An 18,970-nucleotide genomic window follows, 5' to 3' on the forward strand; every position below is an offset into this window, starting at 1 on the left:
CTTATAGGTTTAAGGTTAATCCAAATGCTAATCTTGTTGACAAGGGGTAATTTCCAAGCCCGTCAATACCCGTCACGGTATCCACGCTTTCCGGGTCAGCCCCTTTATAATTGGTAATCGTGAAAAGATTTTCACCCGTCGCGAATACCCGTACACCAAACCCGATAAATTTTCTCACGCGTTGGGGTAACGTGTAGCCAATTGTCAGAGTCTTTAGCTTGATATAGCTAACATCTTGAACGTTAGCTTCTATCGCCGTGCCAAAATTATTCAATCCAAACTCCGGTCGGTTCACTGGATAATCGGTGTTATCTCCCGGTTTTTGCCAAAAACTGATATTCTTTATATCGGCGAAAACGGGCTTGGCTATCTCTCCCACGTTTTTACTTGGGATTGTCCCCACGGATGCCCCGGTGCCTTGGTTTAAAATATGTCTTCCAATCACGTAATTGAATAGAAGATTCACGTCAAATCCTTTATAGTTTAACGTGCTAATAATACCGCCTGACGCGAGAGGAAGCGGGGAACCACAGAAAACTCGATCATCGTAATTGATTCGCCCGTCCCCGCTGTTATCAAGTACAACACGATCCCCGGCACGATAGAATTGTTGCCCCGTTCCGAGGGGGGTGTCTTTTCCCGCTATGAAATCGCGAGGCACGTCTTTATCGTCTTGATAATATCCCGCGGTTTGATAGGCGTAAATCCCGTTCAGGGGTTTGCCGATGATATTTAGATTATCGGGAGAAGAGTAATTTGTAAAATCTCTCTCGTCTTGGCTTTTTTCCAACCTGTTCCAGTTACGGGCGATGTTAAATTCTAGATTCCAGTTGAAATTTTCACGGCGCAACACGTTCCATTTGACATCCAGTTCCACGCCTTGATTGCTGATACAATAGGCGTTTTGCCATTGTAGGGCATAACCGGAATAGTTCCCCGGTAAAGCAACAATATACAACAATTTATCGGTGTACCTGTAATAATAATCCAGAGTCACGGCAAGACGATGATTAAACAAATCCATGTCGATACCTAAATCGTATTGATCTGTTTTCTCCCATGTCAAACCTTGATTTATTAGTCCCAATCCAAAATCGGGTAGCACGGTCGGGTAGCCGAGAAACGGGTCACTGGCTTCTAGCAGACCTAAAGCGATGTAAGGTTGGTCGAATTGTCGCCCCGATTTACCCCAACTGGCACGTAGTTTGCAATAATCCAACACCCCGCGGCTCCAGTCCATGAATTTTTCATCCGATACAGTCCAACCTAAAGCGATGGACGGGAAACTACCCCAACGTACATTTCTCCCGAATTTGGAACTACCGTCCCGCCTGAACGTGAATAAAAACAGATACTTTTGCAAGTAATTGTAGTTTACCCGCCCGAAAATTCCCATGAGCGTGCTACGTTCCATGCTTGTCATGAAATCTTTCAGTTGCCGCTTGTTCTCGGTATCGTAAGCGTTACCCGCCCACGGTACATACCGGATCAAGTTAGACGGCGCGGCTTTTCCCCACCCGCCTATATCGTCTTTCTGATCCATCTGGTACGATAACCCCGCGAGTAGATCAATGTTGTGTTTGTCACGGAAACCACGCTTGTAAGTGATTAAATTTTCATTCAGAAGCATTTGTGTTCGGTTATGCTGCCCGTTGGAATAAGTTTCGTTATATTCGTCCAAGTTGGACGGCATGAACAGGTTTTGATATTGAAGGGATATATCCGCCGCAACGGAGGATTTTAGCGTCAAACCTTTCACTATCTCGTAACTCAAGTCAAAAGAACCTCTAAGCCGGTAGGCTTCGTTTTTCTCCTTGATCTCGTCATACCGCTTGACTGCTTCTTGAAAAGCTTTCGTGCCGGGACCGGGGAACACGGTAGAATATTCAAGTATTTCCCCGGGGATTTGTTCCAACTCCACCCCCTGACTAAAACCGCTCACGAGCATATCGTATGACGAGCGATCTCGTCCCGTTCGAGCGATATACATCCTGAAATTAGCCTCCAGCTTGTCAAAGGGACGGATGTTGAAATTACCGATCAAATTTACCCGGTTAAAACCCGTGTTCTTTAAAACACCCTTTTCCGTGTAATACCCCAAACCTATGTTATAAGAGAAAGTACTGTATCCTTTGCTTAACTGTATATTCGCGTCCGTGACTTTTCCCGTTCTAAAGTAGTACTTGAAAAGGTTCGTGGAATTGTTATAGAACGGGTTCAAGCTGTCTTGGTAGATCGGCACGTTCGTGCCATAACCTTGATTCCAAAAATAATTGTAATCTAACCCTTCATTATAAGATTCATAATAATTATCAACGTATTGGTACGTGTTTGTTTCGGGATTGTAATACGCTTGCGCGAAATTATTGAGTGCGGCTAAACGAAGTCTTCTTTCCGCCTTTCCTCCCGTTAGTTCGGGAAGCTTGGGGTTGAAAGAATACGTTTGTGACACATTCACGCTGAATTTAGCACTTTGATTCAAACCTCCCTTTTTTGTTGTCACGAGAATAACTCCATTCGCGGCACGGGAACCGTAAATGGAAGCGGAAGCCGCGTCTTTCAGCACCTGCACGCTTTCAATCGTGGAAGGGTCAATATCCGCCAACGTGTTCGAGCCTGTAATGGGAGAAGTAAATGACAACAAGGGTACACCGTCCACCACCCACAGGGGTTCGCTACCCCGCCGGGTACTCTCGATACTCAAACTGTTAAATCCCCGGATCGTGATTGATGTTCCACCGCCACCCGGTGCCCCCGTCATGTTCGTGACGTTCATCCCTGCCACTCGCCCCTGCAATAAATTCGCGATAGAGGGTGAGGGAATATCTTTAATATCCGAGGCTTTAACAGTTGACATCGCCCCGATCACGTCCCTCTTGTTTTGCGTACCGTAGGCTATCACGGTAACTTCATCCAGTTTAGAAACTTTTTCTTTGAGTGTTACAGTTAGCGTTTGACCGCTCGCGAAGTTTTTCTTCACGCTCTCGTACCCGATAAAAGAGAATACTAGTGTTCCTTTTGCCTTTGGGAGCGTGAACGAGAACGTCCCGTCAACTCTCGTGACCGTACCCACGGATGTGCTGTCTAACAAGATAGTGACCCCCGGAAGGGGTATGCCTTTTTCATCTATCACCTTCCCTTTCACTGGATAATTGGGGATTGAATCCCGCGTGTTTCCCGCGAACGTGAAAAAGGGCAAGTTGCTCAGTAACAGTAATGCTATTACAGTTAAAAACAAGTGATGAACTTGCCGACCTTCTCGCGATTTAGGCTTTAATAAAAGCTTTCCCGCGTTAGTTTTTTTCTTCGATTTTTTTTTCATAACTTTGATTGTTAGTTAATTTTTTAAATTAATTAGTACAAGGGGTGATATTCAGTGTTTTCCAGACGGAGAATACACCCCTTATCTATTTTTCCACTGCCACGCGATTCAATTCTTGTTGTTTCATCTCGGCTTGCAGCTTCTCCTCGAATTGTTCCGGGAAATAAACATGTATCACCCGATCCAATGATCTCAAGTGCCGCACGTTATACGTGCAATAACAAGCGATAATGTCCGAGAATTTCATTAATCGTGTCATGAACTGGCTATACGCGCACAAATGCTCGTTCATCTGGTGTTTCTTTTTCCTCATTCCCTCTTTCTCCACGAAATAAAACCCGTACACTTCTTGTAATTCCAAAAGATTCATTCCCAAATCTTGGTGATGCAAATACCCCAAAAGCTTGTTCATTCTTTTTAAACGGTTGTGCAAAATCCATAATTTCTCGCACTCCCCACTTTCCAAACGTGCAGAGTGACAAAGTAACATGGCTTCATTCAAGAAGAATTGTTTTAATTCTTCGTCACTCATAATTTCATGGTCTTCTTCCATTTCATTAATTTTTAGTTAGGTTACAATTTTATCAAACTCGAAACGCTCAAACTTCTTAATTACAGCAATTTAAACATAAAGCGCATCGAAAAAATTAAGCAATACACTACACTAGAGCACAAGATAAATGCACTCCAAAGTCTTTTACCAGAAGATTTTTCAGATTTTCTATAAATTAATATGGCGGCTCATCCATAACCACGGCTATTTCATTTTGCCCAATCCCCCAAACAAAAAATAATACAATAAAAAAAGCGAGGATTGTAAATTCTATCTCAATAGAGGCATCGCCAAACGCCCAAACGTAAATAGACAACAACCCACGCTAACCAGCGTGAATTCGAAGTCTAATCTTACGTTATAAATTTTGGCGATTTTCTATTGAAGATTAGAACAAACTCACAATATTTTCACGCGGACTCTTCCGCGTATAGTCCTTCAACTTTTGCAAATATACAATATTTTTTGCAAAAATCAAGCACTTTATATCTTTTCAGCTATGTTCCCATAAATTTCTTCGTTTCAAACAGGCAAAAAGAAACGGTTCCGCCTTTCCCGTTGTCTAACACCTCAAGGGCTGTGGGTGCATTAACACTCCATCACGGGGGTTCGGAACCGCCATATGGAGATAACAGGCATAAAAAATCCTGTCACGCTGTGGCAGGTTTCCCTACCCTTGAGTATGTTAGACAATTACAAATATACAAACATTTTCACAAGAAACAAACAATTTCCAACTATTTAGTCCTATTTCAACAAAACACTACTCTTGATTCAAACCTAATGACCTAAAAACGGTACCCAACCTGCACGAAACAGGGCATCAAAATACCTTTCACTGTTTTCCTCCTCTGTTCGTGATAAATTTTACTGCCCTATTCATTTGCCCAATGAAAAACATATATTCTTTGCTTGACAACCTCAGGTTCAGCCTCCTCAAGAATAATTGTAAATTCTAAAATCTTTACAAAACCTTCTCTACTCATATTTCATTAATTATTAATGAATACCCAACAACCAAATTTACGTCCTCCAATACGTTTTAAAAGACCTAACTCTTGTAACCGAGCGAGATTATATTTTATTCCATTCTCTGTTATATCGGGTATATGTTCAGTTAATTCCTTTCTGCTCGCTTGAGGATGCTCTTTCAAATATTCAATAATAGCTACTTGGGCTTCTGTTAGTTCTATCAATTCCTTTTGGGTAGTCTTTTGGGTAGTCTTTTGGGTAGTCTTTTGGTAGTTCTCATTGAAATGAAAAATCGTCCATAAACCACCACCATCATATTGAAATTCGGGTGCAGGATACCCATTTATTTTACAAGCAACAATAATGCGTTCTATTCCCCGTCCCCATGCTTCAATTTCTCCCGCACGAAAAAATATGTTTGCTATGTCCGGATTATAAGGGCGACTACGATGTTTACCCAACAAATTGTTTATCGTCCAGCCTTCAGGCAATATTCCACAATTCCAAATCTCCAACCTATCATCATACACCCCGATTTGTATCGGCGTGAGCGATTCATATGATTTATGTACAACTGAATTTAAAAGTGCTTCGCGTAAAGCCTCACGTGGCATCGGCAAAGTCTCTATCCGATGAATGCCCTCATAGCTTATCATGGCTCGAAGATATTTTGTTGTCAATATATCCATTACTGTTCCCACTTGTTGGAATAGATTTCCGTGTACTTCATCTTGATATATCAACTCGGCATCTTCTTTGAAATAACCTATTTTAATAAAAGCCCCCGTAACAAACCGCTCCGGATCGGGATGAAAGACCAGTGCTGCTGCCCGTTTTAGATAACCGCCTTCAACAAGACGAAGTTTATCAATAAGCCCTTTGTTATCGTCTTGCAAATCAACCTCCTCCATGCGTCCACTTCGCTTGGCATATTTGCGAAACATATCGAATGTAACATTATCCAAATCCTCCACTTTCAGATACGGCACAGGCACTCCATCCCAAGTACGTCCCTGCTTGCGAAGCATAAAGCGATCAAGTGCTGCACCCTTCAGTTCCTGATTGGTTGCACCACTCCGCAAATAATAATGCCCATGATAACTAATAGGATAAGGATAGGCTTCAGCAACTATTTCAACATATTCTTTGTCATCGTACGTCAAACGATTCACATCAACAAGAATACCCATCAAGTCACGTACTTTGTTTGGAATATCTTCCATCAATTTCTTTACATCCGCAACTCCGCACACTTCACCGTTATCACGTACACCAACATACAATCTACCACCCCGCGCATTGGCAAAACCGCAAATCCACTTCAAATACTCGTCACGCCAATTTTCCTTAAATTCTATATTCTGAGATTCTGTAATCACCATATTATAACAATTTTCAAATTAAACACTTACCAATTTGATTATAACACAATTTAATCCTATTAATGAATCAATTCATGATATTGCGAATTCTCAATATAGTGTAAATATTCTATTACAGACTGCAACTTCCCTCTCATACTTTTATCAACCGTACATATTAAAGTCAATTGAATAATGAGTTTTATTGTATTTTCAGGAACTTCATGCCCATAAGTGTATATGTTACCATTGTTTAGTTCCGACAAAGGCTTCTTGAGCATAATCTTTGTAGGCTCATATCCATATACACTATATTGCCCATTCTTACATTTTTTGAATTCCCACATATAAGTGTATGAATTGCCAAAACATCCCTCTGTATACTCTGAGACCACGTTGCGAACTTTATATAAAAGCACTAGGTATTTGATTAAGCGGATTATGAGATACAATCCAACAGAAACAATAAGCCAAATCCACAAAGGGAGTCGAATATTCCACAAAAATCTTTCTGTAATAGCATAAATCACACCAGATGCTGTTATACTGCTAATAATCCCAATAATGATACCTTTTATTGTCTCTTTCATTGTCGTAATTAATAATAATTATACAATCTCAACTTTAATCTTATAGTCTACAACCAACACCAACTCTCGTTATACTTGCCTTAATGCTAGTGCAAAATAATTTCAGTTACAATCGGAAGAATCTCTTTTTTGATGCTGTTCTCTTCCAATTCATTGGCTTTCCTCTCTAAATTTTCGTATACCGGAAGCCCTTCTCTTCGTGAGGCTTCCATTGCTTTGTATAGGTTGCTCAATCGAAACATAGGCTTATATAGCCATTATTTCAAAATATTATTTATATCATAATCAAACTCTTGTAGTTTTAATGCGCTGTCAATTATAAAATCTATGCAAAACCTACAATCTACACCTTTTAAAATATTTCTCTTCTCATAATATTCTTGCGGCATTGCCTCATAATCCCTACCCCCATCTTTCCACCACACATGAATTTCTGGAGTTATCGTTTCAAAATACGTGTATCTCCTATAATCAATTCCAAGAGCAGTTATCTTTAAAACCTCACGTACTTTATTCATAGTTTTAGTCACCTGTTCAAACCATCTTGCTCCAGATCTATCATCCGAGCCAACCAATTTTTGATAGTCTTCTCCTATTTCATCTCCAATATTCAATAAACTATTTATACTATATTGCTTCCGCTTATTTAATTCATAAGTAGACAACAATTCCATAAATGCGATTCTACAATTTACTATGCAATCGTAAAGATTTCCTTCATTGTAATTTGATTCGGCCATGTCAATATACATCTTGACATTCTCATAGGAAACAAGATTCGATATAGAAACATCCTTAAATTCAATTTTAAACTGAATTGGAGTATTTTGTTCCAAAAAGTCCGTCATTGTACTACGACTTATCTCTATATCAAACTTTGAGGGGAACTGCCCTTTATGTTTTATACTCACGCGCCTGTCTTTTAATGCTCTCATTGATTCTCTAAGAGTCAATTCTGGATACTTGTCCCAATAACTCATAAAATTAACCTCATCTTTCTTTCCTTTATTCTCAGCAACAAGTTTATTCTCAGCAACAAGCAACAAGAACATTTCCGCACAGTCATGGAATGCCAAAATAGAGAATCCTGCAATTGTTTCTACTTGCATAGATTGTTGTACTCCTATATTATATAGATATTTTATAATCGCAAGTCGCCGTATAATAATATCCTTATTCAAATTATTTTCCATATTCAAAATTATTTTTGTTCTATCTTGATTCTTCTTTTATATAACTATCTCTCATTTCCATTCCACCTACACTCAATGCTCGTATTTCCTGTTATTTTCGTTCAGTACAACAATTAATACTTCCACGTAGATAAAACCGTAGAAGTGGTAGACCATTGTATTCAGTTCACAATCTATTTCACAATTTAATCCTTTTAGATTCAAACTTACATAAAAATCTTTGATTTTTACGCCTATAAGATAAAAAAACTCCCTTGCTTCAACCTTATCCCATACTCGAAGTACAATTTTTTCGTATCTTTAGACTATTCTGAAGTCTGTGATAAATTGGCTCTAATGAGCAAGAGAGAATAACCTTCTTATCTGTAAAGATAATTCATTTGCAGATAATCCAGAAATTTCTCCCTCACTTTTTGATATAATTCTTCATAAGGGAGGATTTATATATACAGTTTATTGTAAGGTCATTATCTTGGTGGTAGTGATACCCCGTTTTGCAAATCGCCTAATATTTCAAACTGCATTGAATCTTGCATGAGTTTTAAAACTCGAAAAGAAAATTAATATTAAAACAAAGGTGTAGAGTTGCCGAGTTTAAGAGATTTCTCAATTCGAAGCATTAAAAATATGCGACAATTTTATGAAGAATGCCCTGCCTGATATGGAAGAATTTAAAAAGCTATTATAACCAGAAGATTGCACTTCTATTGTGAATCTTCACATAACGACCTAAAAACGGTATCTAACCCGTGCGAAACAGAATCAAAATACTTTTCACTGTTTTCCACCTCTGTTCGTGATAAATTACTGCCCTATTCAGTTATCTAACAAGAATCAATAATGAATATTCCATATATTTTATTATTATCAAATTTTATTTAATTACAATTAAACTTCTATTTTTCTACCTTTGAAATAGGAGATGAATAGGAGTTGAATGGGAGTTGAATAGGAGATGCTATAAACTAACTATAATACACATATATCGTATATACTTATTATTTAACTTATTTTAGCCCGAACACGAGAGAAAAAAGTTCAATCTCCCCACCATTCCATTTTGACAATCGCCCAATATAACGAGAATGTCGAACTTCCTCCATCTACTTTAAAAATTTTTTCAGGGAAATAAATCAAAAGTATAAACAAGAGTTACAAACACGCTTTTGATTGACTGATAAACTTTTGGATAAATGCTTCCACAATCATAATCAGGCACCCCGACACAAGTTTCGCGAATTAGAAGCCCCCCTCTGCCTCAAGAATCTTTTTCATCGTCGGGCGGAAAAAATCCCCCCATTCTTCCAGCTTGTCAATGACAGGGATAAGTGTTTTGCCCGTCGACGTGAGCGAATATTCGGAATGAGGCGGAAGTACGGCATATATTTTCTTCTCGATAATGCCGTACTTTTCAAGTTCCTTCAATTGTTGATTAATCACGCGGGGATTGGCATCCGGGAACAACCGATGCAATTCGCTGGGACGTTTGGCTCCCTTGTCCAATTCTATAATAATACAGCTTTTCCACTTTCCTCCCATGACTTCCATGGCTATTTTTATCCCGCAGTCGATATCAAAAGGTATTTTTCTCTCGTACATAATTTCTTTTTACCACAAAAATAATCTACAAAGGTTATCACGCCATGGCGCTGACGGCCTGCCTCGGAATGGGCGACGAGGAAATCATCGGTACATTGCCCGGTAAATTTGACACCTCGAAAGCGTTGATCGTCGGCGTTCGTTCATGGGATAAAGGTATGCAGGAACGGCAAAAGGAACTGGGAATAAAAGGACTCTCCCCCGGTGAAGTGGCAGATAACAGCCTCGCGATCATGGCATGGCTGAAAGCAAGCGGAGTATCTAAAGTAGTCGTCCACTTCGATCTGGATGTACTGGATCCCGCTGAAATCATCGCGGGCGTGGGAGTAGAACCCAACGGAATGAAAATAAAGGAAGTCGTCCGGGTAATAAACGATATCGCCGCCGAATACGATTTGGTCGGCCTTACCGTGGCAGAACCCATGCCGCGTATCGCGATCAAAATCAAAAATATGCTGAATCAGCTACCGTTACTGAAAATCTAACTACATTTTATTCTATGGGAATGGCATCGTTTTTCACCATTTTCTTAGCCCGGAAATAACTGCGGTAATTACTGAACCCGGCATGGATAACAATATCCAACGAAGATATTTTTTGCTTTCTTTGTACGGCCTCCGACTGTAATCTTTCTACTTCCTTCAGCCGGTAATTATTGACGAAACGGTTGAAATTCATGCCATATTCTCGGTTGATGAAAGCCGATATATATGTCCTGTTGGAAATAAGGTCTTTGGCCATGTCGGTTATTTTGAATTCCGGATTTAGATAAGGCTTCTTATTCTCCAAATACTCCTCTACCCGCTGCCGCCCCAGTTGCGCATAATTTCCCGAGGCGGTCATTTCCTTTTCTTTGGCAGTAATAGGTTCGATAATCACGTAATTCTCCGAAAGGATATTCAGGCACAGCACGATATGGGTAAAGACCGCCGGCAATGTTGTAAATGCCCAGATTCCCCCCACCTTATTGAATAATTCGATGCCCAATATTAATCCGGCTATCGGCAAGGTTTGCAGCACGACTCTAAAAAGGATAATAAAGGACAACCAATCCAACGACATCCGGTAGATATCAGCGGAATAATCGGTTACCTGACGTTTATACGACTTTATGCGGAGCAAGCTCAACCCGGAGTATAAAACGCTCAGCACAATACAGACGACAAACGTGATGTCAATAATCGCGGTTGTCAAACTTGTATCGCTATCATAAATAGCTGTCCATCGTTGCCGGAACGGCACTATAAAGGCTACCACGTAGATAGTGACGGTCAAACACGACGGAAGGATGAAATGATACGCGGGGAAACGTTTCCGTTCGCCTGTTCCCGTAATAATATAGGTGATCAAGTACAAAAATATGGGAATAAAGCTGAACGAGGAAAAGAAAACAGGCAGGTATGCTATGAAAGCGTCACGGGCAATGGAATGCATAACCAGTCCGCTCCAGTACAGCATGATCAGACAGTATACAGTGAGTATGCTGTAATGTATCTTCCGGTTGACCGTATTGGAAGAGCGGGTTACGTCGAGCAAAATCATGATCAAGCTGACCGCAGCGCTTACCACGGGTATTGAAAAAACTATTGCACGTCCGATATCTTGATTCATCCTTTCTATTTATTTATGGTTCTTGGTCAGATTGTTCTTTATATGTATTCTCCAATTGGATCGCACGCTGAAAATGTCTGGAGTCTTTGAATCCCGCCATGACCATTACCTGATACGGATTTTTACGTTCGTTCGAAGGCTGCTCTATCAAAATCTGGTACTCCTTGATTCGCCACTGGTTCAAGTAACGCCTGAAATTCATGCCATAAGTTTGATTGATAAAATTGGACATGATAGTACGGTTTACCCCCATCACCTCAGCCATATCAATCAGTTTGAAATCAGGATCGAGATATGGTTTTTGTTGAGACAAATAGTTTTCGAATACCCTCTTGTTCAATTGTCCGCGTGCGTTGTCCGGCGCAAGGCGCTGTTTGGCACTTAAACCGTTGTTTCCTGTTTTCTTTTCGTTGGTCGGAAACAAATCGAATGTTTTGTAAGAGAGATATTGTCTACGGATAACTTGGTATACAAGCAATATTTCCTGTGCCATAATGCATAACGCATTCAGCCGAATAAGCCATTGGCTTGTGCCGACCAACATAGGCAAAAACGCGATCAGCAATATCGCGATGGAAAGTATGAAAAACACGATGAGCCAACGCGATGATTTTATACTGAGATATTTTCGATCCGTGTCGGTCTTTTGAAGTACAGTCTGTTTATAATACCGCGACAATAACAGGACGGTCGGAACGATATAGACAACCGCCATGACAAACCGCAGTAAAGAGCTGAATATAAAAAACTCCATATATCGCTCGAACAATGACAATCCGGTAAAAATTTCTTCCCCGAGAGGCGATACTCGGACTGCCGCTATCAAGATTATTGCCAACGTGGGTACCGGCCAAAGGTAATTCAGCACGGGAAAATTTCTTTTGTCCTCTAAATAGGTCAAGTAATAAACAATGTTATAGAACAATACGGGAATGTAGATATATGACAGGGCAAAAGGAATATCGACCGGAAGGAATATCGAATCGCCAGAGAGAGCATGCCACAAAACGGATGACCACCATACGGCTATCAGAATACAATAAATACTCACTACCCGCCTTAATTTCCTTTCGGCAAGATTACGATAATTCAATAACAGTAATAAGGTAAAGACTGAACATATGGCCGAACAAAATATTGGTAAAATATAGGTTATCAAGTTGCTATATGTGACAAATGCTCCCATGTCAATCGAATTCAAATTATTCTTCTCGAATGTATATTTCTGCCGGTTTTTCCCGGTGACTAAAATTGCTTGGGTAGACAGCCATATACACTCCGGCATTGTGATATACAAAGATAATCTAATTTACTGTACTTATAGGCATTATAACTGTTAATAATGATTCCGTACGTTAAAAAAATGAGTTTGACTTTTATGATTTGACATATCCGTTACAAAATTGCAGTTTGCATATAATGAACATTACGATTTTACCAATAATGATTTATACGTTTTGGCATTACGCGACAACAAACGCATCGTTTCTTTGTGTAGAATAAAAAAGAAAGCAAGGAAACTGCAACTGCCCTCTTAAGCCTAATACAAGGACAGACAGTAAAGTTTGCAATGGAATTATTAACTATAACAATAAAGTATGAACTATGGAATTATAAAACGAATGTTTGTTCTGCTGGTAGTTGCCATCGCCGGTATAACGCAGGGTGTCAAAGCCCAGAACGTGGCTGTCAAGAGTAATGTTCTGGCGGACGCTTTCCTGAACCCGAATTTTGGAATAGAGGTCGGATTCGCGCCTAAATGGACTTTGGACGTTACGGGACAGTTCAACGCGTGGACGCTCTCGCACGACCGGCACTGGAAACACTGGGCTGTTCAACCTGAAGTCAGATACTGGTTCTGCGACCGGTTCTCGGGGCACTTTGTGGGTGCTCATATTCATGGCGGACAGTATAACATCGGAGGTTTTGACGGAAGAATCAACTTCCTCGGCACGGATGCCTGCAAACTGAAGGATTCCCGTTATCAGGGCTGGTTCGTCGGTGCAGGTATCGCTTATGGTTACACGTGGATACTGGGACGGCATTGGAATCTTGAGGCGGAAATTGGCTTTGGATATTCCTATACACGCTATGACCGCTTCGAGTGTGCCGGGTGCGGCAGAAGAACAGAAAGGAACAAGCCGCACCACTACGTGGGACCGACGAAAGCGGCTATTAATCTTGTTTATGTATTTTAATCGTGTGCAAAATGAAAAAGACATTATGTATCCTATCAGCCTTTTTGGGCATAGTTGTGGTAACGGAAGCGCAAACCGGAACCGACACGCGGAAAGAAGATATCGTGGATGATGTTTCCGTGGAAAATCTTAGAATAGAACGTAACGGCAAGTACATCACCATAGATATGCTTTTGGATTTGTCCGGACTCGACGTGGACAATAATCGTGCTGTGCTTCTTACACCATGGCTAGTCAATGGTAACGACTCGCTCGACCTGCAATCGGTAGGGATCTACGGCAGACGCCGTTACTACTTCTATATACGCAACGGCGAGAGTATGCTGTCGGGTAAGGATGAAAAGAGCTACAAGGTCTCGGAGAAGCCCAATACCATCGAATATCATAACATGGTACCATACGCCGAATGGATGAACGGCTGCGTGCTATTGCTTCGCCGCAGCGACTACGGGTGTTGCCACACTTTGTTGGCAGAGCAAAATGGTACGCTCGGACGACACACAGAGGCATTTTTCCCCGAACTGGTATATGCACATCCGCAAGGGCTGATCGAAAAACGGGATTCACTCGAAGGCTCGGCATTCATCGACTTTCCGGTAGATCAAACGGTGATTTATCCGAACTATCGACACAACGCCGCCGAACTTGAGAAAATACAGTCATCGATAGACTCCGTGCGAAGCGATGCAGACATAACCATCACTTCGGTATGGCTGAAAGGTTACGCTTCGCCCGAAAGTCCTTACGCGCATAATAAAGAGTTGGCTATCGGACGTACCGCCGCATTGAAGAAACATATACAGCAACTCTACCGGTTTGAAGGTGATGTAATAATAACCGACCACGAACCGGAAGATTGGGCAGGATTGCGCCGCTACGTGGAACGGTCGAACCTTGAACACCGCACGGAAATCATAGCTTTGATAGACAGCGACTTGAAACCGGATGCCAAAGAACTGAAAATAAAACATGACTATCCGGCGGAATACCGCTTCCTGTTACAGAATTGTTATCCGGCGTTGCGCCGCACCGACTACCGCATATCCTATACCATCCGCAGTTACAGCGACGTGGAGGAGATAAAAAGAATCATGCGTGAACGACCGCAGAAACTGAGCCTGAACGAATTTTACCTTGCCGCACAGGAGTATGAACCCGGTACGGATGAGTTCGCCGAGGTGTTCGAGACAGCGGTGCGCATGTTCCCGGATGACTCCATTGCCAACCTGAACGCCGCCAATGCCGCCATGCGCCGTGACGACCTCACAGGCGCAAAGCGCTACCTTGCCAAGGCGGGCAATTCACCCGAAGCTGTTTATGCCCGAGGTGCACTGGCCATCCGGCAAAAGGATTACGACAATGCCCGACGTTACTTGAATGAGGCGAAATCACTAGGACTAGAGCAAGCCTGCACCACGCTTGAACAGCTTGAAAATGGTAAACACTAAATACGAACAAGAAAATATATCATTAATAAAATCAAATTATACACATTATGAAGATGAATAAATTATTTTTAGGTCTGTTCGCGTGTACTGCATTGTGTGCATGCTCGAACGATGAATCGGAACTCATTCTAAATGAAACGCCGAATGTTTTCACAAGCGATAAAGCGTACATCAATATCCGCCTCGCCGATGCAAGCTCCCTTACAAGGGCGCAAGAAGGTGACTTTGAATACGGAACAAACGAACAGTCCGTAAAAAACGTTTACTTTTATTTTTATGATGCCGACGGCGTATTCGTAACGCAAGGCGATGTTTGGACGGATGGCAACGCCTCAGTGACAACCCCAGCCGAAAACATTGAATTCAAGAGCAACAATGTTGTTGTGCTGCAAGGGCTGGACAAAAAGGAGTATCCCAAGTACATGGTAACGGTGCTTAACAAACCGGATAACTTCGTGTATGGGAAAACGCTCGATGAAATGCAAACGGCACTCGCGGACAATAATGCGGAAGGCATTTATTACCCGACAACCACCAATGACGTCACGACCAATTACTTTACGATGAGTACCACGAGTTACACCGAAGCTAATCGGGCAAAATATTTCGTGACGGAAGTTAAAGAGGAAAATTTCTCTCTTGAACCGGTAACGGACGTGAATGTCATTACTAACGCAATGACTGTCTACGTGGAGCGTCTGGCAGCCAAAGTAACCTTGAATGTGTCCGGAGAACTCCCAAAGGATGCAAACGGACGTTACCCGATAAAAGTCACCGTGGCAGGCGAAGACAACTCGGCCGGAAGCGGTAATATCGCTTCGGAAGACCTTTACGTGGAATTGCTCGGATGGAAATTGAATGCCACGGCGAAGAAATCATACATGGTCAAGAACATGGATGTAACTTGGACGAATGATGCTTTGGGCTTTACATGGAACAGACCGACCGACTACCGTAGCCATTGGAGCAAGTCGTTCAACTACGGTTTTTCCGGCTATCCTGAAAATGCCGCAGGAATCCCTGCCAATTCCCAATACCTGAACTATGTCGATTTGAAAAATGACTTAACCGAATTGGAAGCCCCTGCCTATTGCGCCGAGAACACCAACACGAATACCATCGTTACCGCCAACTTTCCTTCTGCCGTCACGAGCATCTTGTTGAAAGCCAAGGTTTGCGATGCAAGCGGCAATGCACTAGACCTCGTACGTTACAACGGTGTGCTTTTCAAACAAGACTCTTTTCTCGAATACGTGCTTAACATACTGAAGACGAAGAACCAACTGAACGTGTGGTATGAAGACGGCAAAGATGATAAAGGTAATACTAAATATACCCAAATTGGCAGAGAGTATGTGAAGTTGGAGAACGTGGGTGACGGGAAAGTGAAAGTGGTATTTACGAATGAGAATGCAACCCCGTTATATGAAGAAGACGGCACCACTTACTCGAATCAAAGCATCACCGGTCTTAACGATAATTTGGCTGCTGCTTCCGCGGGCGCCATTGCTTACAACGGCGGATTGATGTACTACAATATTCCTATCGAACACCTCAACAATGGCGCTATCGCGGCAAACGGAACTATTCCAGAAGCCAAATACGGCGTGGTGCGCAATCACCACTATGTAGTTACCATCGACAACTTGGAAAAGATTGGTAAAGGTATTTTTGACGAAGACGAAAGAATCGTTCCCGGCGATCCGGACGGTGACACTTATTACGTTGGTGCGAAAATCAATATCCTCTCTTGGAAAATTGTCAGCCAAAACGTGGAACTTTAATTTGCTTGAAGTAATCCTTATCTTACAAACAACCATTCCATGAGGTTTTTCTCCGCATGGAATGGTTTTAGAAAAGCGCTTATAGAGAGAATAAAACAACATAAGTCAAATGGATATACGGTCTTACATAAGAAAAACAAGCTGCAAGTTGATGGCAGCCATCGCTTGCGCTTCGATGCTATACGCCTGCAACAGCTTAATCTATGACGGTGAGGGTGATTGCTCGGTAAACTACCGTGTGAAGTTCCGTTACGATTACAACATGAAGTTTGCCGATGCTTTTGCCCACGAGGTGAACGTAGTGACACTTTACCTGCTCGCTGCCGACGGCAGAGTGGTTTGGCAACGTACAGAACAAGGAGAAGCCCTTGCAACCGATGGCTATGTCATGACTGTAGATGTAGAACCGGGCAAATACGACCTGCTTGTTTGGGGTGGTACTACCGACAAAGGCTCTTTCTCGATACCGGAAACAACCGTCGGCAAAGAACTGACCTGCACGCTTGAAAGGCAACACGATGCCGGGAACAAGGCATTCGTTACCGAAGATCTCGATCGCTTGTTCCACGGCTGGCTGCCGGAACAGACGTTCGGTGAAACCGAAGGTACGTACACTTATACCGTACCGCTAGTGAAGAACACCAACAACGTGCGAGTGGTATTACAACACCTTTCGGGAGAAGTCGTGGACAAAGACAAGTTCGTTTTCACTATCACCGGCACTAACGGAAGCATGGATTGGGACAACACGCTGCTGCCCGACGAGCCGGTGACTTTCTACGCATGGCATACCGACTCCGGGGAAGCGGGCATGGACTCCCAGACCGAAGAAACACAGACCGCACCTCGTACCGCTTTCAGTGCGACCATAGCTGAACTGACCGTGCCGCGCCTAGTGAAAGGACAGGAAAAACGGCTCACCGTGACCAACAAGGAAACAGGAAAAACAGTTTTCTCCATTCCCCTTATCGATTATGCCTTGCTCGTGAAAGGTTTCTATAACCGGGATATGGGCGATCAAGAGTATCTCGACAGGCAGGACGTGTACGACATGATGTTTTTCCTCGATGAAGGTGATCGTTGGCTTGATGCCTACATTTATATCAACTCTTGGAAAGTAGTACTGCAAAACAGCGAATTGTAATAGGAGGAATGCAAATGAAAAATGTGGCACAACATATCATCACGGGAACTCTGATGTTTCTTGGGTTGTGGAACACCTCGTGTAGCCATGACACGGAAACCTTCGATATACCCGATAAAGAAACAGCTCTCAGCATCGGCCTCAGATTACCCGCAAGAAGCCCAAAGGCCACTGAAGGCTACGAGGTCGGCAATACCTATGAAAACTATATAGACATAGAGAACAACAACTACAGGATTTATTTCTTCACTTCAGACAATAAGTTCATCGCCCGTTTTGAACCGTCCGGTTTCGTGGTGACCGAAGGAAGCGATTACCGGGATTACAGCGTGCTTGGCAAGGCTCCCGCCTCTTTGACCAATCACGAAAACTTCAAGATGGTCGTACTTGCCAACTGGCCGCAATATGGCGATGATATGATGAAGACCGGAGAAACGTTACTCACGGACATCTGTGATGCCGGATGGGGACAATTCGATAGTTTTTCTTCTTTCGAGTTGGAACCGAAACGGCTAATTCCTTTCTATGGTGTCCACGAATACGATAATATAGAGTTCAAGCCCGGAGAGGCCACATTGCTACCCGAGCCTGTCACCTTGCTCCGTGCCATGGCAAAGGTGGAGGTGATACTCAAAACGGACGAACATTTCGACTTATCATTCAGCGAGGTGAAAATCCGTCGCTATAATAAAAAGGGATACTGTGCCCCGAAAGACGTTTTCTCGCAAGAGGACTACGATCACGGCGGTGAGTGGAACAGTGATTATGTTAGTGACTTGCACCTCGTGGAGAACAGCAACGACACGGAAGAAAAAATACAAAATTTTCACTTCGCAAACCGGTGGATAGATACTGACGGAAACAAATACGAGAAATGGATTGCCTACCTGCCCGAATACCAAAACATTGACGCAGGTGACAAATACTCGTGCATTGAAGCAAGACTCGATGCCCAGACCGGTGAGGACGAACCGCACAAAGTCTATTTCGCAAGATACGACGAGAGTGGAAAGACAGATAATAACGACAATGCCCAGCGTTTCAACGTCACCCGCAATAACCTTTACCGTTTCACTATCACTGTCCGCGACAACAGACTCTCGGTGAACGTGCAGGAATGGAAATATGCTTATGACAACGAATATACTTTTGACTGATATGAAACATTACTTCTTACTCGTACTCTTATTAGCAA

At 42.4% G+C, this 18,970-nt stretch carries 13 protein-coding genes and 1 pseudogene; 6 read left to right on the forward strand and 8 right to left on the reverse strand.

The features are described from left to right. Position 1: 1 nt before the first annotated feature. The 6 genes from ACK8P8_RS10755 to ACK8P8_RS10780 form a co-directional block, all read right to left on the reverse strand. On the reverse strand, positions 2-3,322 hold the full coding sequence (locus ACK8P8_RS10755) for a SusC/RagA family TonB-linked outer membrane protein (RefSeq protein ID WP_369858919.1): 3,321 nt from the start codon (positions 3,320-3,322) through the stop codon (positions 2-4). An 85-nt stretch (positions 3,323-3,407) separates the two neighbouring features. Then, positions 3,408-3,875 (reverse strand): hypothetical protein, encoded by a 468-nt coding sequence (locus ACK8P8_RS10760; protein WP_186978446.1) that lies wholly within the window; start codon positions 3,873-3,875, stop codon positions 3,408-3,410. A gap of 992 nt (positions 3,876-4,867) precedes the next feature. Next, positions 4,868-6,229, reverse strand: coding sequence for an ATP-binding protein (locus tag ACK8P8_RS10765; protein ID WP_186978447.1), 1,362 nt, complete (start codon positions 6,227-6,229; stop codon positions 4,868-4,870). 59 nt (positions 6,230-6,288) lie between these two features. Then, positions 6,289-6,798 (reverse strand): hypothetical protein, encoded by a 510-nt coding sequence (locus ACK8P8_RS10770; RefSeq protein WP_369858920.1) that lies wholly within the window; start codon positions 6,796-6,798, stop codon positions 6,289-6,291. Positions 6,799-7,055: 257 nt separating this feature from the next. Then, entirely contained in the window at positions 7,056-7,991 is a 936-nt protein-coding gene (locus ACK8P8_RS10775; protein ID WP_369858921.1) for a hypothetical protein, read from the reverse strand. A 1,239-nt stretch (positions 7,992-9,230) separates the two neighbouring features. Then, positions 9,231-9,590 (reverse strand): winged helix-turn-helix transcriptional regulator, encoded by a 360-nt coding sequence (locus tag ACK8P8_RS10780; RefSeq protein WP_186978450.1) that lies wholly within the window; start codon positions 9,588-9,590, stop codon positions 9,231-9,233. 26 nt (positions 9,591-9,616) lie between these two features. Here ACK8P8_RS10780 and ACK8P8_RS10785 point away from each other — a divergent pair. Then, positions 9,617-10,075: pseudogene (locus ACK8P8_RS10785) on the forward strand (arginase family protein); the annotation flags it as partial. A 7-nt stretch (positions 10,076-10,082) separates the two neighbouring features. Here ACK8P8_RS10785 and ACK8P8_RS10790 read toward each other — a convergent pair. Then, entirely contained in the window at positions 10,083-11,201 is a 1,119-nt protein-coding gene (locus tag ACK8P8_RS10790; RefSeq protein ID WP_369858922.1) for a helix-turn-helix domain-containing protein, read from the reverse strand. A 13-nt stretch (positions 11,202-11,214) separates the two neighbouring features. Then, positions 11,215-12,387: a helix-turn-helix domain-containing protein gene (locus ACK8P8_RS10795; RefSeq protein ID WP_317198049.1), complete on the reverse strand. Its 1,173-nt coding sequence runs from the start codon at positions 12,385-12,387 to the stop codon at positions 11,215-11,217. Positions 12,388-12,799: 412 nt separating this feature from the next. Between ACK8P8_RS10795 and ACK8P8_RS10800 the strand changes: the two genes are divergently transcribed. The 5 genes from ACK8P8_RS10800 to ACK8P8_RS10820 all read left to right on the forward strand — a co-directional run bounded on the left by ACK8P8_RS10800 (position 12,800) and on the right by ACK8P8_RS10820 (position 18,932). Further along, positions 12,800-13,399 (forward strand): DUF3575 domain-containing protein, encoded by a 600-nt coding sequence (locus ACK8P8_RS10800; protein WP_369858923.1) that lies wholly within the window; start codon positions 12,800-12,802, stop codon positions 13,397-13,399. Positions 13,400-13,410: 11 nt separating this feature from the next. Further along, positions 13,411-14,847, forward strand: a complete 1,437-nt coding sequence (locus tag ACK8P8_RS10805; RefSeq protein WP_227216664.1) for a DUF3868 domain-containing protein — start codon at positions 13,411-13,413, stop codon at positions 14,845-14,847. A gap of 47 nt (positions 14,848-14,894) precedes the next feature. After that, positions 14,895-16,631, forward strand: a complete 1,737-nt coding sequence (locus ACK8P8_RS10810; RefSeq protein WP_369858924.1) for an Mfa1 family fimbria major subunit — start codon at positions 14,895-14,897, stop codon at positions 16,629-16,631. Between the two features lie 109 nt (positions 16,632-16,740). Beyond that, entirely contained in the window at positions 16,741-17,775 is a 1,035-nt protein-coding gene (locus ACK8P8_RS10815) for a FimB/Mfa2 family fimbrial subunit (protein ID WP_369858925.1), read from the forward strand. Positions 17,776-17,789: 14 nt separating this feature from the next. After that, a complete protein-coding gene (locus ACK8P8_RS10820; RefSeq protein ID WP_369858926.1) occupies positions 17,790-18,932 on the forward strand; it encodes a hypothetical protein in 1,143 nt (380 codons plus the stop codon). Positions 18,933-18,970 lie beyond the last annotated feature (38 nt).

The sequence above is a fragment of the Butyricimonas muris genome, from assembly GCF_046365375.1.
GTDB lineage: Bacteria > Bacteroidota > Bacteroidia > Bacteroidales > Marinifilaceae > Butyricimonas > Butyricimonas muris.